Here is a 24,075-nt window from a genome sequence, read left to right on the forward strand (position 1 = left end):
AGTCCCTGGATTCGCTGGCCACGGGTGCACCTGCGCGCTGTTGCCGACCCCGCGGCGGACCCCACGAGGCTCGCGAGATCGGTGGCCGGCACAGTTCTGCGAAAGGTCAGATCCTTCGGTGCCGGGGATGCGATCATGCGGCATGACTTCGGCACCAGACGACCCCCTGGGCCACCGGCTGACCGGACTGGCCCGAGTCACGGCCGAGCTCATCGAGGCGTCGAACGCCGAGGCCGTCACGAAGATCGTCGTCGAGCACAGCGCCGCGGCCGTGGGGGCCACCATCGCCTCCCTGAGCCTGCGCGTCGAACCCGACCAGGTTCGTCTCGCCGGACTGTGGGGCGGGATGGACGGAGATGCGGAGGCCTACGCCTCGTACCCGCTGAGCACCTCCACCCCCGCCACCGATGTCATCCGCTCGCGACGCCGCCTCATCCTCGTCGGTCGTGAGGAGATCCTCCGGGCCTATCCGGACCTGCCGCGGATCGACCGAGGTGAGCGCTCCATCCTCGCTCTCCCCCTGAACACCGCGAATGGAACTCTGGGCGCCATCGGCCTGTCCTTCCCGGGGCGGCGTGAGTTCGAAGCAGCCGAGCTGGACTTCCTCGACATCCTCGCCGACAGCTGCGCGCAAGCGCTCCTTCGCATCCAGGCCGAGGGCAAGGCCTCGGAGCGACAGGCCCAGCTGTCCTTCCTGGCGGAGGCCTCAGCCGAGCTCGCGAGCAGCTTGGACTACGAGTCCACCCTGGCGCGGGTGGCACAGCTCGCCGTCCCGACGTTTGCCGACTGGTGTGCCATCGACCTGGTCAAGGACAACCGCCTGCGCCGCCTGGCAGTGGCCCACGTCGACCCCGCCAAGGTCGAGTACGCCCACGAGCTGGCGCAGCGATACCCCAGCGACCCGGACTCGGGCGCTGGCCCGTGGCAGGTGATGAGAACCGGTCGTAGCGAGCTCATCGCCGAGATCACCGACGAGATGCTCGTCGCTGCCGCGCGCGACGACGAACACCTTCGCATCGCTCGGGAGCTGGCGCTGCACAGTGCGATCACCGTCCCGCTGATCGCGCGGGGGAGGACGCTTGGTGTGATCTCGTGGGTCAGGGCCGAGTCCCAGATCCGGTACTCCCAGGACGACGTCGAGTTCGCCGAGGAGCTCGCGCGGAGGGCGGCCGTGTCGATCGACAACTCAGATCTGCACAGCCAGACCCTGGCCGTCGCAGTCCGGCTCCAGCACGCTGTGCTCCCCCTTGCCCTTCCTGAGCTGGACGGCTACGACGCGGCCGCGCACTACTCGCCCTCGGGCCGCACCGGAGTAGGTGGCGACTTCTATGACGTGCTCGCCCTCCCCGATGGACGGGTCGCGCTCTTCGTCGGAGACGTGATGGGCCGGGGCGTTGAGGCCGCGGCTTCGATGGCCCAGATGCGCGCCTCTGTTCGGGCCTACATCGCCGTCGACCCGCAGCCGGACCTGGTGCTCACCAAGCTCGACATGCTGATGTCCACCTCCGGCGAGGACCAGCTCGTGACCTTGGTCTACCTGCTCGTCGACCGGTCCAGGGACGAGCTCCTCGTGGCCAACGCAGGGCATCCGGCGCCAGTCCTGCTCAGGGCGGACTCCTCGGTCGAACACCTCCCGTGCGCGGACGAAGGCCCTCTCGGGATCGCCGGTGGCCCTCGTCGGCACCACCGCATCGACTTCTGCCCAGGTGACCTGGTCCTGCTCTTCACGGATGGGCTGATCGAACGACGCACCGAGGACATCGACGCTGGCCGCGACCGTCTCAGCGGGGCGCTGAACGCCCTCGCGCAGAGCGACTTGGAGGGTGCCCTGGGCGCCCTGGTGCACCAGGTGCGGGACGAGACGCAGGACGACGACGTCGCCGCGCTGGCCCTGCGTCGGTACACCGCGCGTCAGCCGGGCTGACCCTCGCGCCACGGGGAGAGCTCAGGGGGCGGAGTCCGAGGCCAGGTTGGCCGGCCACTGGTTGCGCTCGCGCACCAGGTGGTGGGCGGCTCGGTAGACGTCGGAGAGGGCCTCGAGCATGCAGCACGGGTCCAAGAGGTCGGTCCCGGTGGAGTCGGCGTTGAGGAAGTTCGCCCACTCGACGGCTTGCTTCAGGGACTCCAGGTCCTGGGTCGACACGGAGGTGCGTTCAGCTGCCGGCATGGCGCCCTCCTTCTTGGCGACGCATGCCGCGAGACGAGGATCGCGCCGACGGTGGGCGCCGGGAGCCGGACCTCACGGAGGCCACGTGGTCCCGACCGTGCCTGTCGCGGGCGACCCGTTGACGTACCTGCCTTCCACCGTGGCGCGCACGAGGCCCTGAGCGTCGGCCGCCCACACGGTGTGGATCACGCCGCTCCATCGGCCGTCTGAGGCCGCACTGGCGGTGCAGGTCACGACGGCCTGACTCTGGGCACACGAGCCCCAGTCGCCGGCGGCCGCCGCCACGGTCACACCGCCGGGTAGCTGGAGCGTCAGGCGAAGGGGACCGTCGATGCCCTGGGCGGCCGCGGACACCTCGATCGAGGTGTCGGACCGAGGGCCCGTGATCCCGAGGTCGACGGTCAGCGGGCTGGTCCGAGGCGCGGTGGTGGTCCTGGGTGCGGGTGCGGGGGCGGCCACGGTCCTGGTGGGCGCCGGTGCTTTGGTCGTGGGCTGCACGACGGACGGCACGATGGTCGACGACCTCGGGGGTGTCGTCGTGCTCGTGGCGGGGCTGGGGCGAGCGGTGGTGGACGACGAGGTGACTGATGGCTGTGGTGAGCTCGGCAGGGTCTGCGCCACCGGCGGGGTCACCTCGGGTCCCGCGGCCAGCAGGATCGCGACGGCGACTGCGGCGAGGGCGGCTGAGCCCAGCGCCCATCGAGCGCCCGGCCGGAAGCCCAGGCGATTCACCGACCGCCCGCCGGCGCCGAGGAGCGTGCCTGCGCCACCGCCTGCGCCCACGCCTGCCGCGCCCAGCAGCAGCTTCGACGGGACGAGGCCGAAGACTGCCGGGCCGAGGACGCCGGCGAAGTTGAGGTTGACCGCCCGGAGCTCGTCGACGCGGTGCGTGCAGGCGACACAGCTCGCCACGTGGGCCACCAGTGCGGGTGGCGAGGCCACCTCGGAGATGGACAGGTCTGCGAGCCCGTCGATGAACGGCTTGCACTGGACCTCCACCCCCCGGTCCGAGAGGTGGGCACGCAGGTAGGACACGCGGAAGCCGCGTCGGGCGCGCTTGGCCAGCGCCGCGACACCGTTGGCGGACAGCCCCATGGCTCGACCGACCTCGATGTTGCTGTCCCTGTCGACCGCCGTGCGCCACAACACGATCTGCCACCGCTGGGGCAGCTCGGCGAAGGCGACCCGCACGAGCTGGAGCTCGCTCATGTGGGCGGTCGTGTCGGCGGTCGGCTTGTCGAAGAGGGCGACGTCGTCGGTCATGACATCGCCGGCCGACGAGCGCGTGGCCCGGCTCGCCGCCAGGTTGCGCACCGAGGTCACGAGGTAGGCGCGGACCGATGTCGTGGGTCCGGAACCACCGGACAGGGCCGCCAGCATCCCGGAGAAGGCGTCCGAGGCGATCTCTTCCGCGTCGCGCGGCTGCCGCGTCACGCGTCGGGCGGCCAGCAGCACGGACGGGTAGTGCCTCGTCCAGAGGTCTACGGCAGCCTCGCGGTCCCCGGCTCGGAGTCGGTCCAGCAGGACCGCGTCGGGAGTCTGGTCTTCGGGGTCATCCACGGTCGGGCCCCACCTCGGGCTCGGCGTGGGCCACTGGAAGCTCCTGCAGCTCGTGGAGGTCCACACCGGGATAGAGCGGCGCCACGCTGAAGTGGACGTCGCCGGCTCCCCCCGCCGCGAGGTCTGCACGACACTCGGCCTCCGCGACCACGAGGGCGGCCAGACCGTTGGCGTAGGGGCCGGAGTAGGTGGCCAGCCTGCTCCCGGACATGGTGGTGACGACGACGTGGGGCATGTCGATCTCGTCGATCTCCATCGAGTACATGACTCGCGCAATGCGCTCCAGGTCGCCCGCGCCGTGCGGAAACTGCGACTCGCTCACTACCTACCCACATCCTCGATCGCCGAAAAGCCTGCCCTACATGCATGGAGACTCCCCAGCGGGCGATTCGTGACGCCGCTGGTGGGGTCTCAGGCGCGCGTCTGGTCGACGGCCCGCTACGGGTCCCCTGAGCGGGGTAGGAAACGGCGGGCGGGTGCAGGCCCGCCCGCCGTTTCCGGCAACCCGCATCCCCCGATGACAGGTCAATGGTGGAGACGGCTCAGCGGCCAGAGTGTGACGCGACGCGCACCACGGCGGCCGCGATGTCCCCGAGCCGGCCTCCGGGCGCCAGGTCCACGGCCCCCGACTCAGGGTCGACGTGGACGTACTCGCCGTAGAGCACGAAGAGCGCCCCGGAGACGGCCACCGCTCGCCGCCAGCGCCGGTATGCCGGGTGGTCCGCGTTGCGGGTCCACTCCAGGAGCGACACCTCCCGGCCGTCGACGGTGCCCGTCAGCGAGAAGAGCGCGCCGTCGAGCGTGCCCTGGACCGCGGTCGCGATGGGCGCGTGCGCCGCGATCCAGCCGAGCTCGTCGAGGCTGAACAGCTCGAACCCGAGCTCGAGGTAGGTCGAGATCCAGGCCGAGCGACCTTCCGCCTGCTCCAGCTCGCGGACGACGATCGGGTCGGGCGTCGTGAAGACGAGGCCCGGCAGGTCGTCGTCGCCGGAGGGCGCGATCAGGACGTAGTGCACGTCCGAATCCCCGGTGTGGGGGTCCGCGGTGGTCGCCTCGATGGCCGCGGTGACGACCCGCAGCCGGGGCGGCTGGCAGGACCGGTGGTGGACCTCGGCCGCGAACTGCCGGTACCGGAACCCGGGCGCAGGCGGTGGTGGGTCGGGGACCCTCACCTCGACGGTCAGGGACCGACGGTCGTCGACCTCGAACGGCCTCGCACACGTGGCGCAGGCGCGGGCCGAGGTCGCTGTGGCGACCACGTAGTGCGTCGTGTCGGCGGTCTTGAAGACGCGCAGCTCGGGGGGCCAGTCCACCTTGTCGACCCCTGGGTCGCCCACGGCGCGCACTCCCGCTCCTCTCGTCGTCTTCCGTTCCTGGTGAGACGCGGCAACGGCTGGGACGTGACGAGACGTGACTGGCCAGCTGGCCCGATTCGTCGTGGTGCTGGCCGCGGACGAGGTCGGCTCAGCGCTGGTGGGCCAGCCGGCGCGCGTGCAGGACCTTGGCGTAGATGGCGGTGACCTCGGCCAGCGTGGACACCGGCACGGCGGTGACGTGCTTCCATCCGGGGGCGGTCGCGGTGACGCGGACGGCCCCGACGACGCCGGGGGTTGCGCTGGGGTCGGTCTCCGACCCGGACCAGTCCGACGGGGTGCTGCCGTCGTCGATCTGCCACTCGACCTGCGTGGTGGACGACAGACCGCTCGGGGTGGCCACCGTGTCCGGGGTCAGGGCGATGTCGCCGATGCCCTGCATGCGCCGCGCCTGGGACGGCGACTGATATCGAGGGCGCGGTGCGCTGGCGTGCGTCGTGGTCTGGTGTGCGGGCATGCACCAAGAGACCCGGCACCCGCTCGATCGTGACAGTGCCCGGTGGTGGCCGCGACCCTCAGGTGACCGCCTGCTGACCGTCGCCCTGCGTCCTCAGGTCGGCCTTGATCTCGCTCTTGAGCACCTTGCCGACCCTGGAGCGTGGCAGGTCGGCCCACACGTGGACCACCTTGGGGGCCTTGACCCCTCCGATCCGCGCCTTGACGAAGGCGATGACCTCGGCAGGGTCGACCGTGCGGTCGGGCAGGGCCTGGACGACTGCCTCGACGCGCTCACCCCACTTCTCGTCGGGGCGCCCGATGACGGCACACTCCTGCAGGTCGGGGTGCTGCATGAGCGCCTGCTCGACCTCCGTCGAGTACACGTTGAAGCCGCCGGTGATGATCATGTCCTTGGCCCGGTCGACGATGAACAGGAAGTTGTCGGCGTCGAGGTAGCCGATGTCGCCGGTGTGGTGCCAGCCGAACCGCGAGGCCTCGGCCGTCGCGTCCGGGTTGCGGTAGTAGCCCGGCATCACGAGTGAGGACCGGACGACGATCTCGCCACGCTCGCCTCGGGGGAGCAGTCGTCCGTCGAGGTCCATGATGGCGACGGTCACGAGCGGTGCGGGGCGGCCGGCCGAGGACAGCCGCTCGACGGCCACCGAGCCGTCGGACCTGAAGTGGTCGGCCGGCGGCATCATCGACACCATCATCGGCGCCTCGGTCTGGCCGAAGAGCTGCGCCATCACCGGCCCGATGCGGGTCAGCGCCTCCTCCAGCCGCGCGGCCGACATCGGTGCCGCGCCGTACCAGAAGCACTGCAACGACGAGAGGTTCGTCGTGTCGAGGGCGTCGTGGCCGAGCACCATGTAGATCAGGGTGGGCGGGAGGAACGTGTGCGTGACGTGGTGCCGCTCGAGCAGCTCGAGGAAGCCGCCGACATCGGGGCGGCGCATGATGACGACCTCGCCGCCGCGGCACAGGATGGGGAAGCAGAGCACGCCTGCCGCGTGGGTCAGTGGGGCGAGGGCCAGGTAGACCGGCCGACCCTCGAACGGGTAGCCCATCAAGGTCAACCCCGTCATGGTCTCCAGGTTGGTGCCGGTGAGCATCACGCCCTTGGGCCGTCCGGTGGTGCCGCCCGTGCCGACGATCATGGCCAGGTCGTCGACGGCCGGGAGGTCGAGCTCGCCGTCGACCTCCGAGGCGTCGGCGCACCGGGCCAGGAACTCGTCCCAGTTCAGGGCCCCGTCGATGGCCCTGTCGATGGCGCCGTCGGACGCAGCTGGCGCGGCGTCGAGACACACCCAGGTGTGCACCTTCGCCAGGTCGGCGCGGATCCGGTCGACCAGGGGGGCGAAGGACTCCTGGAAGACGACGACCGAGCAGTCGAACAGGTCGAGCAGCTCGCGGTTCTCGGCGGCCTCGTTGCGTGGGTTGATCGGGCACCACACCGCGCCCGCCCGGCTGATCCCGAAGACGCAGGTGAACGCGACCGGGTCGTTGGCCGACAGGATCGCGACCTTGTCGCCCGGCTCCACCCCGCTGGCGCGGAGCGCCGAGGCGACGCGGTGCGACAACGCCTGCACCGCGGCATACGTCATCGTCTGGCCGTCGGTGGTGAGGCAGGCCGCCTCGGGGTCGAGCGAGGCGCCCTTGTCGAGGTAGTCGACGACCCGCATGCGGGTCAGCTCTCGACCGTGAGGACCGGCTCCATCACCAGGCCGAAGGCGCGCAGGGCGCCGAGCAGCTCGCGGTGGCCGAAGGCCTGCGAGGCCGAGGCGAAGCCCACTCGGAGCGGAGGCTGCTGGAGCAGCGAGTAGGCGGCGTACGCCTGGAGGAGCCCGGTCTGCTTGTAGTTGCTGTTGCCGTGGATGACGCAGTGCGCGCGCCCGAGCGGCCCGGAGGCGTGCACCGAGTCGAGGGACTTGTTGAGGCGGGGGTTCTCCCGCGGCGGCATCTGGTTCATCACCTGGGCCGCGGTCGCGTCGAGGGCGTCGTACTTGGCGTCGAGGTCCATGTCCTTGGTGGCCACCAGGGCGGCTGCCACGATCTGCGGCACGCCGAGCATGAGCGGTCGGTTGAAGACACCGCCGAGGGCGCGGACGGTGGCGACGCGGGGGTCCTTCCTGAACCACACCGGATGCGACGTGCCGCCCCACGGGAGGGCCAGGGCGAGCTCGTGCTGGCCGGGGATGGACAGGCTGTAGAGGCCTGCCTCGGGGTCCCACGCCTGGTAGGTGTTCTGCTCGAGGTAGTGCGCTGTTGACATGGCTGCGTTGACGAGGATCGTCTGCGTCGAGGCGATGGTCGGGCTGCCGCCCCAGAAGACGGCGATGTCGAGGGTGTCGAGACCCGGCTTCTCGAGGCAGAGCTGGGCGGCGATCTCACCGGTGGTGTACATCTGCGCCACGCCCGGCGCGAGGAGCAGGCCTGCCGCCGCGAAGTCGGCTCCGTACTTCTCGTCGCAGGTGATGACCCAGTCCTGCTCGCCCGTGGTGTCGAGGTAGTGGACGCCTGCGGCGAGACAAGCCTCGACGACCTCCGGGCCGTACCGCGCGAACGGACCGACCGTGTTGCACACGACCGAGGAACCGAGGAACAGCTCGGTCAGCGCCTCGACCGTGTGCTCGGTCGTCGCCACCTCGTACTGCGCGGTCTCGATCCCCGCGACGTTGGTCTCCATCGACGACTTGAGCTTCCCGGCGTCGCGGCCGGCCGCGGTGAAGGGGACGGTGTACTCGCGCAGGTACTCGCAGATCAGTCGGCCGGTGTATCCGGACGCGCCGTAGACGATGACGGGCTTGTCGCTCATGGGAATTCCTTTCAGGGCAAGGGGTTTCGGAGAGTTGTATGCCGTGTGCGCGACTACATGCCCATGCCTCCGTCGACCGGCAGGCCGGCCCCGGTGATGAACTTCGCGGCGTCGGAGGAGAGGAAGACGACGGCGTCGGCCATGTCGTCGACCTGGCCGAGCCGACCCGCGGGCGTGAGCTCGATGACCGCGCCGACCGCGGCCTCCGGGGACGGGAACAGGCCCAGCGCCGCGACGTCGTTGGCCAGTCCGGCACCCATGGCCGTCGGGACGAGTCCGGGGTAGATGCAGTTGACCCGCACGCCGTAGCCGAGCTTGCCGGACTCCATCGCCGCCACGCGGGTGAGTCGGTCGACGGCGGACTTGGTGGCGGAGTAGACCGAGATGCCGGGGAAGGCGATCGTGGCGGCGACCGAGGCGACGTTGGTGATGCTGCCGCCCTGACCGGCGGCGCCGCCCGGGCGCATCGCGCGGAGCCCGTGCTTGAGGCCGAGGGTCGTGCCGAGGATGTTGACGTGGAGCATCTTGCGGATGTCGTCGGCGTCGACCTCCGTGATGAGGCTGGTGATCTCGATGCCCGCGTTGTTGACGAGGATGTCGAGCCCGCCAAGGCGTTCGACCGTCTCCGCAACGGCCGCCTCCCAGTTCGCGTCGTCGGTCACGTCGAGCCGCACGAAGGCGTGCTGGTCGCCCAGCCGCTTGGCGGTCTGCTCGCCCTCGTCCTGGATGTCGGCGATCATCACCGTCGCCCCGGCCGCGGCCAGCGCGACCGCCATGCCCTCTCCGAGGCCCTGGGCCCCTCCCGTGACGAGCGCCTTGCGGCCGGTGAGGTCGATCGAGGTCATGGCGGGCTCCTTTGCCTGCGGGGCGGCGCGGGTCGACCGCCCGGGTGGGACGCCGGCCGGCTGCGCATCAGGGACTGCAGCCGGCCGACGTGGGCTCAGCGTGCTCTTCCCCCTTGACGAGTGTCAAGAGTTTCCTTGACACTCGTCAAGAACACCGCAATCGCTATGCTCGGGGGCCAGGCGGAGCGCCTCAGGGGGCTCGCGCGGTGGTCGCCAGGATGGTCCGACACGGAAGGAGGGGTGGGCGTGACGCAGGTCGTGGAGCCGCAGACCGACCGTTTCGACCGGGTCCGCGTCGACAAGTTCGAGGCACGCCGTGGCGAGCTGGCCGATGCGACGCTGGCCACCCTCGGTGAGCTGGGGTTCGCCCGCACCAGCCTGCGCGAGATCGCCCAGAAGACCGCCTTCTCCCATGGCGTCCTGCACTACTACTTCCGCGACAAGATCGAGCTGATCACCTTCTGCGTGCGCCGCTACAAGGAGCACTGCGTCACGCGTTACGACGAGATCGTCGAGCAGGCGGCCAGCGGCGAGGAGCTCGCCGCGCTCTTCGCCGACGCGCTGGTGGGCACGATGCTCGAAGACACCGCGATGCACCGGCTCTGGTACGACATGCGCTCGCAGGCGATGTTCGAGGTCGCCCTGCAGCCGACTGTCGTCGACCTCGACCGCCAGCTGGAGGAGATGATCTGGCGGGTCGTCTCCCGTCACGCCGAGCTCTGTGACACCGTGCCGGCCGTGCCGTCGGTCACCGCCTACTCGGTCTTCGACGGGCTCTTCGAGAACTCCCTCATCCGGCACCTCGCCGGCGACACCGGCGCCGCGGATCGTCTGCGCACCGAGTCGGTCTGGCTCATCGGCACGCTCATGAAGGCCTGAGGCGCCGAACGACGGCGGTCACGGACAGGGGCGGGTCACCGTGACGACCGCGTTGCCGGCCGACCTGCGTCCGGTCGAGGCTGGTGCGACCTCGGACGGCAGCGGCGCCAGGGCCTGGTAGCCGAGCCCGACGACGACGTCGACCGAGGTGCCGGTGCGCGAGTCGGTGAACAGCTTCGCGCCGGGGATCTGTGCCGCGGTCAACAGGGCCTGGTCGAGGCCTTCGGGGCCGTGGCGCACGACCGCCGACTGCGTGACGTACCAGGCCTCGGGGGCATTGCTGGTCCCGCCGACCGAGAACTTCCGCCTGGCCAGCCCGGCGGCGACCCGTGCGGCGACACCGTCGCGGCCAGTGGCGTTCATGACGTTGACCGTGAACGACGCCCGCGCGGGCGCCGGTGCGACGACCGGCCGACACGCCGGTGTCGGTGTCGGCGGGTCCATCCAGCCGGCCGAGTAGGCCGCGGTCATGCTGGCGGTCCCGAGCAGCACCCCGGGCACGGTGACGAACAGCAGCACCTGACGGAGTCGGCGCTGGCGCCACACCTGCGCCGGTGTGCGGTGGTCTTTCATGGCGGTCTCTTTCGGGCAGGAGCCGAGGCGCGCCGGCGATCTTGGTGGAGCCGGGGTGACACCGAGGTGACACCCGCCGGCGGTGGACGTGGAGGTGCTCCGCCGGCGGGTGCCGTGGGTTCGACCGGAGGGTGACCGGTCACCGGAAGAGACACGGCGCGCGGAAAACCGTGACGCGACGCGATGTCAGGCAGGGGGCGCCGCGGCGACCTGGTCGGCGAGCAGGGCGGCGACTCGTCGCTGGTCCCGGGTCGGGTGCGCCACGTGCGAGGCGCTGGTGAGCTCGAAGTAGCCGCGCGGCGCGGGCCCTCCGTGCACGGGAAGGAGGACCGCGCGGTCGACCGGGAGCCCGGAGCGCTCGACGTCGAGGGGCGTGCCGCCACGGGTGACCGATCCATCGCGCTCGAGGACCGGCCCACCGGGAAGCCGGGCGCTGGCCACGAACTCACACCGGTCGAGGTCGAGCACCTCCCGGATGCGCGCGGCCACCGAGGTCGTCACCCTCGCCAGGTCGCCGTCGCGGGCCACCGACTCGGCCGTGGCCATGACGCCGTCGAGATAGCCCCGTTGCCGCCCCACGTCGGCCCGCTGTCGTTGACCCCAGAGGGCCAGTTCGGTCACGGCGACCCCGACGAGGAGCAACAGCACCGCCACCTCGACGTCCTCGGCACTGTCGATGGCCAGGCTCCGGTAGGGCTGGGTGAGGAAGAAGTCGAACCCCACCGCACTCGACACCGCGGCGACCAGGCCAGCGGCACGGACCCCGGTCGCCGCGGCTGCGACGATGACGAGGACGAGGCCCACCGCAGCGCTTGCATCGGGCACGCTGTCGGGGGCCGCGCCGATCGCCGCGCAGAGGACGAGAGGGGCGACGGCCGCCGCAGTCACCACCCAGGGCCGACGTCGGTACGCGAGCTGGTCGATCTGCATGTCTGCATCACGCCTCTCGCCAGGTGCCCCGGTCAAGGTCCTTGACGCGATCTGAACGCCGCGCCGTCAAGATCGCGTCAAGCGTCGTCAGGGCCGCGTCAACGGAAGTCCTGAACGTCGACGGAAGTCGTTGACTGACACCGTGATCGAAAACCTCGTTGCTGCAGTCCTCGGCCTCGCCCTGCTGGGTTACCTCGTCTACGCACTCATCCGTCCGGATCGGTTCTGATGTCCGACACCCTCAGCGGTCTCCTGACCATCGGCCTGCTCGTCATCCTCCTCGCACTCTGCTACCACCCCCTCGGTGTGTGGATGGCGAAGGTGTTCACCGACACCAGCCACTGGCGGGCCGAGGCCGTGGTCTACCGCCTCGTCCGGGTCGACCCCGACTCCGAGCAGGGCTGGCGCGCCTACGCCACGAGCGTGCTCGCCTTCTCGGTCGTGAGCATCGTCGCCCTGTTCGCCCTGATCGTCGCCCAGACGCACCTTCCCGGCCGACAGGGCTCGGGCGGCATGGGCGTCACCACCGCGGCCAACACCGCAATCTCCTTTGTCACCAACACCAACTGGCAGTCGTATGCCGGTGAGGTGGGCGCCACACCCCTCCTCCAGACCGCGGGTCTCACCGTCCAGAACTTCGTGTCGGCCGCCGTCGGACTCGGCGTGGCGGTTGCCCTCATCCGGGCCCTGGCACGCCACAGTGCCACCGCCATCGGCAACTTCTGGGTCGACCTGGTCCGGGGCGTGGTCCGAGTGCTCCTGCCCGGCTCCGTCGTCGCCGCCGTGCTCCTCCTCGCCGGCGGGGTCATCCAGAACTTCAGCGCACCGATGACGATCCGCAGCCTCTCGGGTGTCGAGCAGGTGGTCCGTGGCGGCCTCGTGGCCTCCCAGGAGGCCATCAAGGAGCTGGGCACCAACGGCGGCGGCTACTTCAACGCCAACTCAGCACACCCCTTCGAGAACCCGAACCCCCTCACCAACCTCTTCCAGATCTTCCTCCTGCTCGTCATCCCGTTCGCCCTCACGCGCACCTATGGCCTCATGGTCGGCGACCGACGACAAGGTTGGGCGCTCGGTGGCTTCGCCGGGTTGCTCTGGGCCGGTGGTGTCGCCGCGACGACGTGGGCCGAGGTCCACGCCTCCGGCGCGGTCACGGGGGCCATGGAGGGCAAGGAGCAGCGCTTCGGAGTATGGGCCTCGACGCTCTTCGCGGCCTCCACCACCAGCACCTCCACCGGCGCCGTCAACTCGATGCACGAGAGCTACACCCCGCTCGGCGGCGGCGCAGTGCTGGCCAACATGGCCCTGGGCGAGATCTCGCCGGGAGGGGTCGGCTCAGGTCTCTACGGCATCGTCATCGTGGCCCTGTTGGCGGTGTTCGTCGCCGGCCTCATGGTGGGGCGGACACCCGAGTACCTCGGCAAGACGATCGGCCGGCGCGAAGTGACCTGCGCCGCGCTGTACATCCTCGTCATGCCCGTGCTGGTGCTCGTCTTCGCAGGTATCTCGCTGGCCAGCGAGGGACCGCGGTCCACGATGCTCGCGTCGGGCCCGCACGGACTCACGGAGGTGCTCTACGCCTATGCGTCGGCCGCCAACAACAACGGCAGCGCCTTTGCCGGCCTGACTGCCGACAACCCTTGGTACAACCTGACGCTCGCGGTCTGCATGCTGCTGGGACGGTTCCTCCCGATGCTCCTCGTGCTCCGGCTCGCGGGGCTGCTCGTCGAGCAGCGCGCGCGGCCCGCCACGGTCGGCACCATGCCCACCCACACGCCACTCTTCGTCGGTCTCGTGACCGGCATCGCCGTCATCGTCGCCGGTCTGACGTTCTTCCCGGCACTCGCTCTCGGTCCCATCGCGGAGGCACTGTCATGACCCGCTCGTTGATGAACGTCGTACCCCAGGCCTTCGCCAAGCTCGACCCTCGCCACGTCTTCCGCTCACCCGTGATCTTCGTGGTGTGGGTCGGGTCGGTCCTGACCACGGGGCTGGCCATCAAGGATCCCAGCGTCTTCAGCTGGTCCATCGCCGGCTGGCTCTGGGCGACTGTGCTCTTCGCCAACGCCGCCGAGGCCGTCGCGGAGGGACGCGGCAAGGCCCAGGCCGCCAGCCTGCGAGCTGCCAAGCGCGAGACGACCGCTCGCCGGCTGCGGGCCGACGGCACCGAGGAGTCGGTCCCCGGATCAGAGCTGACCATTGGAGACACCGTGGTGGTCGAGGCAGGCCAGGTCGTGCCGGGTGACGGAGAGATCATCGACGGTGTCGCCACGGTCGACGAGTCCGCCATCACCGGCGAGTCCGCGCCCGTCATCCGCGAGTCCGGCGGAGACCGCAGCGCCGTCACCGGCGGCACGACGGTCCTGTCCGACCGGATCGTCGTGCAGATCACGACGAAGCCGGGCGAGAGCTTCATCGACCGCATGATCGCCCTCGTCGAGGGAGCGCAGCGCCAGAAGACCCCCAACGAGATCGCCCTCACGATCCTGCTCACCACCCTCACGATCGTCTTCCTCGTCACCGTGATGGCCATCCAGCCGCTGGCGTCCTACTCGGGCCAGACGCAGCCGGTGGTCACCCTGGTCGCCCTGCTCGTCTGCCTCATCCCGACCACGATCGGCGCGCTGCTCTCCGCCATCGGCATCGCCGGCATGGACCGCCTGGTGCAGCGCAACGTCCTGGCCATGTCCGGCCGGGCGGTCGAGGCCGCGGGCGACGTCTCCACCCTCCTGCTCGACAAGACCGGCACCATCACGTTCGGCAACCGCCGGGCCACGGAGCTCCTCCGGGTCGTGGACGGGACGCCCGGGGACGACCTCGCCGACGCGGCATACCTGTCGTCGCTCGCGGACTCCACGCCGGAGGGCAAGTCGATCGTCGAGTTGGCCCACACGGCATACGGGGTCGACGGTGACCGCACCGCTGAGACCCTGGGGCGCGAAGGTGCCAAGTTCGTCGAGTTCAGCGCCATGACCCGCATGTCCGGAGTCGACCTCCCAGACGGCACCCGCATCCGCAAGGGCGCGGCGTCGGCGGTCCGCGCGTGGGTCGCGGAGACCGGTGGTGAGGTGCCCCACGCGATCCAGGTCCTGGTCGACGGCATCGGTTCCTCCGGCGGCACCCCCCTGGTCGTCGCCCGCCAGGACGCATCCTCCGGCGACGCCGCGACGGCTCGTGCGCTGGGGGTCATCCACCTCAAGGACGTCGTCAAGCCGAGCATGCGTGAGCGCTTCGATGTCATGCGTGCCATGGGAATTCGCACGGTGATGATCACCGGCGACAACCCGCTCACTGCCGCAGCCATCGCGAAGGAGGCAGGTGTCGACGACTTCCTCGCCGAGGCCACTCCCGAGGACAAGATGCGCCTCATCCGCAAGGAGCAGGAGGGCGGCCGGCTCGTGGCGATGACCGGCGACGGCACCAACGACGCCCCGGCCCTGGCTCAGGCTGACGTGGGTGTCGCGATGAACTCGGGCACCTCGGCGGCGAAGGAGGCGGGCAACATGGTCGACCTCGACTCCGACCCGACCAAGCTGATCGAGGTCGTCGAGATCGGCAAGCAGCTGCTGATCACCCGTGGCGCATTGACGACCTTCTCGATCGCCAACGACATCGCGAAGTACTTTGCCATCATCCCGGCGATGTTCATCGCATTGTTCCCCGGCCTGGATGGCCTCAACATCATGCGGCTGTCGTCACCAGAGTCGGCGATGCTGTCCGCAGTCATCTTCAATGCGCTCGTCATCCTGACGTTGATTCCGTTGGCGCTCAGAGGAGTTCGCTACAAGCCGTCCAGCGCGGCCGCCATGCTACGCCGCAATCTCGTCGTCTACGGGATCGGTGGCGTGATCGCTCCGTTCATCGGCATCAAGCTCATCGACCTCGGTGTCTCCCTCCTCCCCGGATTGGCCTGATCACATGTCCTCAAGTCTTCGTCAGCTCGTGGCATCCCTGCGGATGCTGCTCGTCCTCACGGTGCTCCTCGGCGTGCTCTATCCCGCGGTCGTGTGGGGCGTCGGACGGGTCGGCTTCGCGGACCAGGCGGGTGGGTCGCTGGTCAGTCGCGACGGTCAGGTCGTCGGCTCGAGCCTGCTCGGCCAGAAGTTCACCGACCCGCGCTTCTTCCAGGGCCGCCCCTCGGCCAGCGAGTATGCCGGTGGGGTGAGTGGCGGTTCGAACCTCGCCAGCGACTCCGACGACCAGCTCAAAGCCGTGGGGGATCGCAGGGCCGCTTATGCTGCAACGGATTCGGGCCAGGCGCCGGCCGATGCGCTCACCGCCTCCGGCAGCGGCCTCGATCCACACATCTCGCCGGCGAACGCCCGCGCGCAGGCTGGTCGGGTGGCCAAGGCCAACGGCCTGGACCCGGCCGAGGTCCTGCGCCTCGTGGCCACCCACACCCAGGGCCGCTCGCTCGGCTTCCTCGGCGAACCCCGCGTCAACGTGCTCGAGCTCAACCTGGCCGTGCAGGACGCTGCCGCACGATGACCCGCTCGTCCGCGACGCGGTCCGACCGAGGGGCGACAATCGGCTCATGAGCAGGGGAGTGCTTCGGGTCTACCTCGGTGCCGCACCAGGCGTCGGCAAGACCGTCGCCATGCTGTCGGAGGCCCGGCGCAGGAGCGCACGCGGCACCGATGTGGTCATCGGTGTGTGTGAGAGCCACGGCCGCTCGTTCACAGCCGGCCTCATGGAGGGGGTCGAGCGGATCCCCCTGCGCTCGGTGACCCACCGCGGCAGCGCCCTCGAGGAGCTGGACGTCCCAGCGGTATTGGCCCGGCGACCGGAGGTCGTGCTCGTCGACGAGCTCGCCCACACCAACGCCCCCGAGAGCCCCCATGCCAAGCGCTGGGAGGACGTGGAGGAGCTGCTGGTCGCCGGCATCGACGTCATCTCCACGGTCAACGTCCAGCACCTCGAGTCACTGAACGACGTCGTCGAGGCCATCACGGGCGTCCGGCAGCAGGAGACGGTCCCCGACGACGTGGTCCGGTCGGCCGACCAGATCGAGCTGGTCGACATGTCGCCGCAGGCCCTGCGCCGCCGCCTCGCCCACGGCAACGTGTATGCCGCCGAACAGGTCGACGCCGCCCTCGCCAACTACTTCCGCGAAGGCAACCTGTCGGCCCTCCGCGAGCTGTCGCTCCTGTGGGTGGCGGACCGCGTGGAGGAGGGCCTCGACCGCTACCGCGCCGACCACGAGATCACCGAGCTGTGGCCGACCCGGGAGCGCGTCGTCGTCGCCCTCACCGGTGGGCAGGAGGGTCGGACGCTCCTGCGTCGCGGCGCCCAGATCGCCTCGCGGGCCGGCGGTGAGCTGCTCGCGGTCTATGTCACCCCGCCCGACGGCCTGGTCGACGCCCGGCTCGAGGGCCTGGCCGACCTGCGCCAGCTGACCGTCGAGCTCGGCGGCACCTTCCACACCATCAAGGGGGAGGACGTCGCGTCCGCGCTCCTCGAGTTCGCCCGGGGCGTCTCCGCCCGGCAGGTCGTCATCGGCGCCTCGCGTCGCCGACGTTGGCAGGAGCTGTTGTCAGCTGGCGTCGGTCAGCGCGTGGTGGAGGGCTCGGGCGACATCGACGTGCACCTGGTCACCCACGAGCTGACCCGCACCGTGCGCGCACCGTTGCGCTTGGGGCCTGCGCTCGGTGCGCAGCGTTCGGCGCTCGGCTGGGCGCTGGCGGTGCTCGGCACAGGCGCCCTGGCCGGCATACTCCGGGCCACGCCCGGGTGGCACGACCTGCCCCTTGAGGTGCTCCTCTTCCTCCTCGTCACCGTCCTCACCGCCCTCGTCGGTGGGCTGTGGCCGGCGCTGGCCTCGGCGGTCCTGGGGAGCCTCGCGATCAACTGGTTCTTCACCGAACCCGTCAACACGCTCACGATCAGCGACCCGCAGAACCTCGTCGCCCTGCTGGTCTTCGTCGTCGTCGCGGCCGCCGTGTCTTCGGTGGTGCACGTCAGCGAGCGGCGGGCAGCAGCGGCCGGCGCAGCCCGGCGCGAGGCCGACGCGCTCGCGGCCACCGCGGAGACCCTCCTGGGCGAACGCGACCCGATGCCCGCCCTGTTGCGCCAGGCCGTCGACTTCTTCGCGGTCGACACCGCCGCGGTCGTCGCGCGCGACGACGTGCGCTCGCCGTGGACCGTGGTCTCGGCGACGGAGGGCTTCGAGCTGGCGTCGGTGGCCACCGCCTCGGTGCGGGCACCGGTGGACGACACCCGGGTGCTGGTGCTCACCGGTCGCACCCTGTCAGGGGCGGATCGTCGCCTGGTGTCGGCGTTCGCCTCGCGGGCCGGGGCGATCCTCCACCGCGACGAGCTCGTGGAGCTGGCCCGGGAAGCCAAGGTGCTCGCCAAGGACAACCGGGCCCGGACCGCCCTGCTCGCGGCCGTGTCGCACGACCTGCGCACCCCGCTGGCGAGCATCAAGGCTGCGGCGTCGAGCCTGCGCCAACCTGACGTCGTGTTCAGCCCGGACGACCGGGCAGACCTGCTCGAGACCATCGAGGAGTCGACCGACCGCCTCACCGGGCTGGTCGCCAACCTCCTCGACATGTCGCGGCTGCAGAGCGGTTCGGTGGTGCCGAGGCTGGGTGCGGTCGACGTCGAGGGCGCGGTCGCGCTCGCCTCTGCGCCCCTCCTCGATGCCGACCGCGTGCGGATCAGCATGGACGCCGCACTGCCGCCGGCCGAGGCCGACGCCGGTCTGCTCGACCGCGTGCTGGCCAACGTCCTCGAGAACGCCCTCAAGCACTCCGGGGCAGAGGTCGTCGTGCAGGCGGCGGCGACCGGCAGCCGGGTGCAGCTGCGTGTCGTCGACCGGGGGAGGGGCGTGCCTGAGGGCGCGAAGGAGACGATCTTCGCCCCGTTCCAGCGGTTCGGTGACACGCCTCGTGGCACCGGCGTGGGGCTGGGGCTGGCGGTGGCCCGGGGCCTGATGGAGGCGATGGGCGGGTCGATCCTCGCCGAGGACACTCCCGGCGGAGGGCTGACCGTCGTGATCGAGCTCGGGCGGCACGGCCACGGTGTCGGGCCGAAGGACGGTGGCCCGGCCGACACCGCTGCGAGGATGGCGCCGTGAGCTCGATCCTCGTCGTCGACGACGAACCCCACCTGGTGCGCACGCTCGCGATCAACCTGCGGGCGCGCGACTACACGGTCGAGACGGCGGGCGATGGGCGGACCGCCCTGCAGTCGTTCCACGATGCGCCTCCCGACCTGGTGGTCCTCGACCTCGGACTCCCGGACCTCGACGGGGTGGAGGTGCTGCGACGAGTCAGGCAGGTCTCGGACGTGCCGGTGATCGTGCTGTCCGCTCGCACCGACTCGGTGGACAAGGTGGAGGCGCTCGACCTGGGCGCTGACGACTACGTCACGAAGCCTTTCGCGATGGACGAGCTGCTCGCACGGGTGCGGGTGGCGCTCCGTCGCCGTGCCGAGGGGGGTGGGTCGTCGGTGGCGGCGGTGCACACCCCGCACTTCACCCTCGACTTCGCCGAGCGACGTGCCGTGGCGGCCGGGGCCGAGGTGCGCCTGACCCCCACCGAGTGGAGCCTGCTGGAGGTCCTGGCCCGGCGACCAGGACACCTGGTGTCGCAGCGCGAGCTGCTTCGTGAGGTGTGGGGCCCCGGCTACGGTCGGGAGTCGAACTACTTACGGGTGTATGCCAACCAGCTCCGCCGCAAGCTCGAGCCGGACCCCGCCGTCCCGCGCTACGTCGTCACCGAGCCGGGCCAGGGGTATCGGCTGGTCGTGCCCGTCGAGTGACCCGCGCGGGTGCCGGCGCGGGCGGTCCCGTTGTCCACCGGAACCCGTCGCAGGCAACCGAAGTCAAACGGCACAGCCGGGCCGTCATTTTTTGTGGCCGACCCCTCCTATACCGCCGACCCCGATGGCAGGCTGGTTTGGCTCTCCGAGGTGGTCTAGTCCGTTCGGTCAGTTGTGCGGAGGCCAAACGTGCCAAGTGCCCCTTCAGGGCTATCCAGCCTCTGTGTGGGCACCCGTATGTTTCCGTTCATTCAAGTTTTCGTGTCGTGAGGAAAGGTGGCTCCGTGTCCAGACTGCAGTCGGCGGCTGGCCGTGTCCCCCAACGCTGGTCGTTCGGTCACTGGCCCTTGCGTCGGAAGCTTGCAGCCGCGATCGTCCTGCCCGTGGTCCTCGCCTTCGTGTTCGGCGGCCTGCGCGTCAAGAACGACTTCGACTCCTCACGCCAGCTCTCCCAGGCAGCCGACACGGTCCTGGTCATCCGCCCCGTCGTCGACTACAACCTCGCCGTCCAGCGGCTCGCCGCGGCCGAGAGCGTCGGTGGCGGCGGTGTCATCGCGGCGATCACCAAGTACGAGTCCGCAGCGGCCGACCTCCGTATCGCCCTCAAGGCCGACGGGGTCCCGGCGTCCGTGAGGGCCAGCGGCCAGAGCGCCCTGTCCCTCGGCCAGGCCGTCCGCAACGCGAAGACCCAGAGTCCCTTCTCCGACATCGTCATCGACAAGTCCGGCAACATCGCGACCCTCATGTCCGCGGCCGTCAGCGACCTCGGCCTGAGCGACGACTCGGCCTCGGCCAAGATCGTCGTCGCCCTCCAGGACTCCATCGCCGCCCAGCGCGCCATGACCGGTGAGCAGCTCAACCTCTCGAACACCGACGACGCGTCCGCCAGCCTGCGCGCGATCGGCCAGGTCGGAGCCGAGACCGCGGCCCTCACGCGACTCCTGTCGACCGCGCCCAGCGACCAGGTCGGCCAGGCCCGCCAGCTCCTCAACGAGAACGGCCGCCGCAACTACACGCTCCAGCAGCAGCCCCCGGACAAGGCCCAGATCGCTGGGCTCGGCGTCGTGATCGAGTCGAGCAATGCCGGCTACGCCAAGCTGATGGACGGCCAGCTCCGGGCCCTGGAGACCAACCTGCGTGACCGGGCCGCCCAGCACCGCGCCGAGGCCATCCTGAACGCCGCCATCGTGGTCATCGCGCTGGCCCTCGCCCTGGTCCTCGTCCTCGCGCTCATGCGCTCCCTGCTCGTCCCCATCCGCGCCGTGCGTCAGGGTGCCCTCGACGTGGCGAACACCCGCCTCCCCGAGGCCGTTGCCGCGATGCGTGACGGTGAGGAGCTCCCCGAGTTCGTGCCGATCCCGGTCCACACGACCGAGGAGATGGGCCAGCTCGCCCGCGCCGTGGACGACCTCCACACCCAGGCCCGCACGTTGGCCGGTGACCAGGCCCGCCTCCGGGTCCAGGTCGGCCACATGTTCGAGACCCTGTCGCGCCGCAGCACCTCCCTCATCGACCAGCAGCTCAGCCTGATCGAGCGCCTTGAGAGCGACGAGGAAGACCCGAAGCGCCTCCAGAGCCTCTTCCGCCTCGACCACCTCGCCGCCCGTATGCGCCGCAACAGCGACTCGCTGCTGGTGCTCGCCGGCACCTCGACCCGGCGCGGCATGTCCGGCTCGGTCTCGGTCTCCGACGCCGTCCGCGCGGCCGTGTCCGAGGTCGAGAACTACGAGCGCATCGACATCGGCGACACCTCGAACGACCACGTGCTCGGCGCCGTCGGCTCCGACCTCATCCACCTGGTCGCGGAGATCGTCGACAACGCCCTGTCCTACTCCCCGCCCACCTCCCGCGTGGCCATCCGTGGTGCCCGTACCCCCGAGGGCGGGCTCCTCATCGAGGTCGCCGACCGTGGCCTGGGTATGCCGCCCAAGGACCTCGCGGCGCTCAACGACCAGCTCGCGCACGGCGGGGACATCACCGCCGACACGGCGCGCCGCATGGGTCTGTTCGTGGTCGGAAGCCTCGCCAAGCGGCACGGCATCGCCGTCCGCCTGCGTCGCAACGGCGACGACAAGCAGGGCGTCACCGTGTCGGTGCACCTGCCGGCCGGCCTGCTGGCCGACAGCACCAAGGGCGAGCGTCCGGTCCGACCGGCTGCTGCCGCGGCCCCCGCGTCTGCTGCCCCCGCCCCGACGACCCCGACGTCCGCCGTGGGTGGCACGACCAAGGCCGGCCTGCCCACCCGGGTCCGCGGAGCCAGTGGCGCCACGCCCAGCCCGGTCGCCGACGCCGCCAAGAAGCTCCCGACCCGCACGCCGGGCGCCCATGGCCCGACCGCCGCGAACGCCATCCAGGCGCCCTCGGCCAAGCCCGTCATCGAGGGTTCCGAGGCCGCCGAGGAGAAGGCTGCCACCAACGGCCACGCCGAGACCCCCGCGGTCAACGGCAACGCGGCCAAGGCCGACCAGGCCTCCGACACCCAGGTCAACGGTTCCGCCCCCGCGGAGACGCCGGCCGCCGTCGAGGCCAAGGACGCCACGGTCAACGACGCCACGGTCAACGACGCCACGGTCAACGACGCCGACGCCAAGGACGCCGAGGCGGACTCGAAGGTCGACGCCACCCCCGAGGCCAAGTCCGACGCTCCGGTGGAGCCCACGGTCGACGTGGCTGACTTGCCGGCCGACACGAAGGCTGACGCTCCCCAGGCCGAGACGACCGAGCCCAAGCGCTCCGCGGCCGGCCTGCCGGTCCGCAAGCCGCGCGCCACCGGGATCACCGAGTACCGCGAGTTCGAGGACGCCCCGTCCACCGAGCAGCAGGACGCGACCCCCGACAAGGCCGCAGGGAAGGCCGACGCGCCCGCAGCCAAGGGTGGCCGGCTCAGCTGGCTCCCGGGTCGCGCCAAGGCGGCGGCCGAGGCTGCCCGCCTCGAGGCTGAGGCGGAGGCCAACGAGCCCCGCCAGATGCCGTCGAACCTGTCTGCCTGGCTGGACCACCGCGCCAAGATCGTCGAGGCCACCAAGGCTCGCGAGCTCGGGGCCGACGCGCCGGCCGAGGCCAGCGCCACCAGCGGCAGCACCGACACCACCGACACCACCGACTCCACCGACTCCACTGACGCTGCGACCGACTCGGGCACCGAGATCCACGTGCCCGCCGAGTGGGTCGCCGAGGCCAAGGTCGACGCTGCGGAGGCCACCCCGGAGGTCGCCGCTGACGAGGTCGTGGTCGCTGACGCCGTGGAGGCTGTGGTCGACACAGCCGAGACCGAGGTCGCGGCGTCCGTCGACAGCACCGAGGTCCTCGAGGCCCCCGTCACCGAGGAAGCCGGTCACCTCCCGACCCGCATCCCCGGGGCGACCGCCTCCGCGACGGCTGGTCTGCCGGAGACCGAGGCGCCCAGCTCCCGCCCGCGGGTGCGTGCCCACAACACGTCGTTCTTCGGCGCGCGCCGGGCCCGCGACGTGGCGGCTACCGAGCCCACCCCGGTGGTCGAGGCCCCCGCCACCGAGGTCGCCGAGTCGGCTCAGCTCGCCGAGGAGACCGTGGCAGTCGAGGAGACCGTGGCCGTCGAGGAGACCGTGGCCGTCGAGGAGACCGTGGCCGTCGAGGAGACCGTGGCGCCCGCCGCCGAGGTCGCCGAGGAGTCCACCGAGGTCCTCGCCGCCGTCGAGCCCGCGCAGGTCGAGCCCGAGCAGGTCGAGCCGGTCGCGGCCGAGCTGGCGGAGCCGGAGCGCGTCGAGGCTGAGCACGTCCACGCTGAGCACGTCGAGGCTGAGCACGTCCACGCTGAGCAGGTCGAGGCTGAGCAGGTCGAGGCTGAGCAGGTCGAGCCGGTCGTGGCCCACGCTGACGTCGACACGCAGGCCGAGCCGGCGCAGGCGCCGAGCGGCAACCTCAACGACACCCCCATCTTCCGGGCGATGATGTCGCGCTGGCTGACCGATGACACCGATTCGGCAGCCGCAGGGACGTCGTGGTCCACCAACGAGGCGGACCAGGCCTGGTCTGCCGCAGCACGGATCGAGGAGACCCAACCCCTGGAAGAGTCAGCAGCCGGTCTCCCCAAGCGACGCCCCGGGAACTACCTGATCCCCGGTGCGGTCGACGAGACCGACGAGAAGCCCGCTGCCCCCGCAGCATCGCGACGCGATCCCGAAGCGATCCGCCGCAACCTCAACCGCCACAAGAACGGTGTGAGCTCCGCTCGCACCGAGGCACAAGATGGAACACACCGAGAGGAAGCCGATGTTCACCACTGACGCCATGGCCCAGCCCAAGGGCGAGTACGACTGGCTCGTGGCCAAGTTCGCGACGGAGACCCCTGGCGTGTCACACGCCATCCTGGTCTCGGCCGACGGGCTTCCCATGGCCGCCAGCGAGCAGCTCCCCGTGGACCGGGCCGAGCAGATGGCAGCCGTGGCCTCGGGCATGGCCAGCCTCGCCTCTGGTGCGGCTCGCCTGTTCCAGGGTGGCACGGTGCTCCAGTCCGTCATCGAGATGGAGCTGGGTTACCTGCTCCTCATGAGTGTCGGAGACGGTTCGCACCTGGCGGCACTCACCAGCACCGACTCTGACATCGGTCAGGTCGGCTACGAGATGGCGGTTCTGGTTGACCGCGTCGGCAAGATGATCGACGCGTCTGCCCGGACCCCCATGACGGGCTAGTCCCATGGCCCCGGACGGACGCGACGTGTCGGCAGGCCCCCGCCTGGTCCGGCCATACGC

At 70.8% G+C, this 24,075-nt stretch carries 20 protein-coding genes; 10 read left to right on the top strand and 10 right to left on the bottom strand.

The features are described 5' to 3' along the window. Positions 1-142: 142 nt before the first annotated feature. Positions 143-1,924 (top strand): GAF domain-containing SpoIIE family protein phosphatase, encoded by a 1,782-nt coding sequence (locus tag ACXJKD_RS18750; protein ID WP_457256362.1) that lies wholly within the window; start codon positions 143-145, stop codon positions 1,922-1,924. Positions 1,925-1,945: 21 nt separating this feature from the next. Here ACXJKD_RS18750 and ACXJKD_RS18755 read toward each other — a convergent pair whose 3' ends face one another. From ACXJKD_RS18755 to ACXJKD_RS18790, 8 genes are all read right to left on the bottom strand, one after another. Beyond that, positions 1,946-2,167: a hypothetical protein gene (locus ACXJKD_RS18755; protein WP_457256364.1), complete on the bottom strand. Its 222-nt coding sequence runs from the start codon at positions 2,165-2,167 to the stop codon at positions 1,946-1,948. 72 nt (positions 2,168-2,239) lie between these two features. Beyond that, entirely contained in the window at positions 2,240-3,727 is a 1,488-nt protein-coding gene (locus ACXJKD_RS18760) for a sigma-70 family RNA polymerase sigma factor (protein WP_457256366.1), read from the bottom strand. After that, positions 3,720-4,049, bottom strand: coding sequence for a hypothetical protein (locus ACXJKD_RS18765; RefSeq protein WP_457256367.1), 330 nt, complete (start codon positions 4,047-4,049; stop codon positions 3,720-3,722). The genes ACXJKD_RS18760 and ACXJKD_RS18765 overlap by 8 nt, the downstream gene beginning before the upstream one ends. A gap of 220 nt (positions 4,050-4,269) precedes the next feature. Then, entirely contained in the window at positions 4,270-5,073 is an 804-nt protein-coding gene (locus ACXJKD_RS18770) for a hypothetical protein (protein ID WP_457256369.1), read from the bottom strand. 118 nt (positions 5,074-5,191) lie between these two features. After that, on the bottom strand, positions 5,192-5,482 hold the full coding sequence (locus tag ACXJKD_RS18775; protein ID WP_457256371.1) for a hypothetical protein: 291 nt from the start codon (positions 5,480-5,482) through the stop codon (positions 5,192-5,194). A gap of 133 nt (positions 5,483-5,615) precedes the next feature. Further along, positions 5,616-7,220, bottom strand: coding sequence for an acyl-CoA synthetase (locus ACXJKD_RS18780; protein WP_457256373.1), 1,605 nt, complete (start codon positions 7,218-7,220; stop codon positions 5,616-5,618). A gap of 5 nt (positions 7,221-7,225) precedes the next feature. Beyond that, positions 7,226-8,353, bottom strand: a complete 1,128-nt coding sequence (locus ACXJKD_RS18785) for a DUF5938 domain-containing protein (protein ID WP_457256375.1) — start codon at positions 8,351-8,353, stop codon at positions 7,226-7,228. A 53-nt stretch (positions 8,354-8,406) separates the two neighbouring features. Continuing rightward, positions 8,407-9,198, bottom strand: coding sequence for an SDR family NAD(P)-dependent oxidoreductase (locus ACXJKD_RS18790; protein WP_457256377.1), 792 nt, complete (start codon positions 9,196-9,198; stop codon positions 8,407-8,409). 246 nt (positions 9,199-9,444) lie between these two features. Here ACXJKD_RS18790 and ACXJKD_RS18795 point away from each other — a divergent pair, with 246 nt between their 5' ends. After that, positions 9,445-10,077 carry a TetR/AcrR family transcriptional regulator gene (locus ACXJKD_RS18795; protein ID WP_457256379.1) on the top strand — a complete coding sequence of 211 codons (633 nt, stop codon included), beginning with the start codon at positions 9,445-9,447 and terminating at the stop codon, positions 10,075-10,077. An 18-nt stretch (positions 10,078-10,095) separates the two neighbouring features. On the opposite strand, the gene ACXJKD_RS18800 is transcribed toward ACXJKD_RS18795, so the two are convergent. After that, entirely contained in the window at positions 10,096-10,650 is a 555-nt protein-coding gene (locus tag ACXJKD_RS18800) for a LytR C-terminal domain-containing protein (RefSeq protein WP_457256381.1), read from the bottom strand. 186 nt (positions 10,651-10,836) lie between these two features. Then, a complete protein-coding gene (locus tag ACXJKD_RS18805) occupies positions 10,837-11,580 on the bottom strand; it encodes a DUF4118 domain-containing protein (protein ID WP_457256383.1) in 744 nt (247 codons plus the stop codon). Positions 11,581-11,710: 130 nt separating this feature from the next. On the opposite strand from ACXJKD_RS18805, the gene kdpF reads away from it, so the two are divergent. The 8 genes from kdpF to ACXJKD_RS18845 all read left to right on the top strand — a co-directional run bounded on the left by kdpF (position 11,711) and on the right by ACXJKD_RS18845 (position 24,015). Then, positions 11,711-11,809, top strand: coding sequence for a K(+)-transporting ATPase subunit F (gene kdpF, locus ACXJKD_RS18810; protein ID WP_457256385.1), 99 nt, complete (start codon positions 11,711-11,713; stop codon positions 11,807-11,809). Beyond that, entirely contained in the window at positions 11,809-13,458 is a 1,650-nt protein-coding gene (gene kdpA / locus ACXJKD_RS18815) for a potassium-transporting ATPase subunit KdpA (protein ID WP_457256386.1), read from the top strand. The genes kdpF and kdpA overlap by 1 nt, the downstream gene beginning before the upstream one ends. Then, on the top strand, positions 13,455-15,494 hold the full coding sequence (gene kdpB / locus ACXJKD_RS18820; RefSeq protein ID WP_457256388.1) for a potassium-transporting ATPase subunit KdpB: 2,040 nt from the start codon (positions 13,455-13,457) through the stop codon (positions 15,492-15,494). Before kdpA ends, kdpB begins: the two co-directional genes overlap by 4 nt. Positions 15,495-15,498: 4 nt before the next feature. Further along, a complete protein-coding gene (gene kdpC, locus ACXJKD_RS18825; RefSeq protein WP_457256390.1) occupies positions 15,499-16,068 on the top strand; it encodes a K(+)-transporting ATPase subunit C in 570 nt (189 codons plus the stop codon). Between the two features lie 46 nt (positions 16,069-16,114). Then, on the top strand, positions 16,115-18,658 hold the full coding sequence (locus ACXJKD_RS18830; protein WP_457256392.1) for a DUF4118 domain-containing protein: 2,544 nt from the start codon (positions 16,115-16,117) through the stop codon (positions 18,656-18,658). Next, the gene (locus ACXJKD_RS18835) at positions 18,655-19,344 is read left to right on the top strand and encodes a response regulator transcription factor (RefSeq protein WP_457256393.1); all 690 of its coding nucleotides are present in this window, start codon (positions 18,655-18,657) and stop codon (positions 19,342-19,344) included. Before ACXJKD_RS18830 ends, ACXJKD_RS18835 begins: the two co-directional genes overlap by 4 nt. Before the next feature lie 284 nt (positions 19,345-19,628). Continuing rightward, complete coding sequence (locus ACXJKD_RS18840; RefSeq protein WP_457256395.1) at positions 19,629-23,609, top strand: ATP-binding protein; 3,981 nt, start codon at positions 19,629-19,631, stop codon at positions 23,607-23,609. Next, positions 23,596-24,015: a roadblock/LC7 domain-containing protein gene (locus tag ACXJKD_RS18845; RefSeq protein WP_255358340.1), complete on the top strand. Its 420-nt coding sequence runs from the start codon at positions 23,596-23,598 to the stop codon at positions 24,013-24,015. Before ACXJKD_RS18840 ends, ACXJKD_RS18845 begins: the two co-directional genes overlap by 14 nt. The last annotated feature ends 60 nt before the right edge of the window (positions 24,016-24,075 follow it).

This window comes from Pedococcus sp. P5_B7 (assembly GCF_054049895.1).

Excerpts from the sequence above, each read along its gene's own strand:
- kdpC (WP_457256390.1), top strand. The coding sequence starts at position 15,499 with ATGTCCTCAAGTCTTCGTCAGCTCGTGGCATCCCTGCGGATGCTGCTC.
- ACXJKD_RS18780 (WP_457256373.1), bottom strand. The coding sequence starts at position 7,220 with ATGCGGGTCGTCGACTACCTCGACAAGGGCGCCTCGCTCGACCCCGAG.
- ACXJKD_RS18775 (WP_457256371.1), bottom strand. The coding sequence starts at position 5,482 with ATGCAGGGCATCGGCGACATCGCCCTGACCCCGGACACGGTGGCCACC.
- ACXJKD_RS18805 (WP_457256383.1), bottom strand. The coding sequence starts at position 11,580 with ATGCAGATCGACCAGCTCGCGTACCGACGTCGGCCCTGGGTGGTGACT.
- ACXJKD_RS18830 (WP_457256392.1), top strand. The coding sequence starts at position 16,115 with ATGAGCAGGGGAGTGCTTCGGGTCTACCTCGGTGCCGCACCAGGCGTC.
- kdpA (WP_457256386.1), top strand. The coding sequence starts at position 11,809 with ATGTCCGACACCCTCAGCGGTCTCCTGACCATCGGCCTGCTCGTCATC.
- ACXJKD_RS18755 (WP_457256364.1), bottom strand. The coding sequence starts at position 2,167 with ATGCCGGCAGCTGAACGCACCTCCGTGTCGACCCAGGACCTGGAGTCC.
- ACXJKD_RS18790 (WP_457256377.1), bottom strand. The coding sequence starts at position 9,198 with ATGACCTCGATCGACCTCACCGGCCGCAAGGCGCTCGTCACGGGAGGG.
- ACXJKD_RS18750 (WP_457256362.1), top strand. The coding sequence starts at position 143 with ATGACTTCGGCACCAGACGACCCCCTGGGCCACCGGCTGACCGGACTG.
- kdpB (WP_457256388.1), top strand. The coding sequence starts at position 13,455 with ATGACCCGCTCGTTGATGAACGTCGTACCCCAGGCCTTCGCCAAGCTC.
- ACXJKD_RS18785 (WP_457256375.1), bottom strand. The coding sequence starts at position 8,353 with ATGAGCGACAAGCCCGTCATCGTCTACGGCGCGTCCGGATACACCGGC.
- ACXJKD_RS18845 (WP_255358340.1), top strand. The coding sequence starts at position 23,596 with ATGTTCACCACTGACGCCATGGCCCAGCCCAAGGGCGAGTACGACTGG.
- ACXJKD_RS18800 (WP_457256381.1), bottom strand. The coding sequence starts at position 10,650 with ATGAAAGACCACCGCACACCGGCGCAGGTGTGGCGCCAGCGCCGACTC.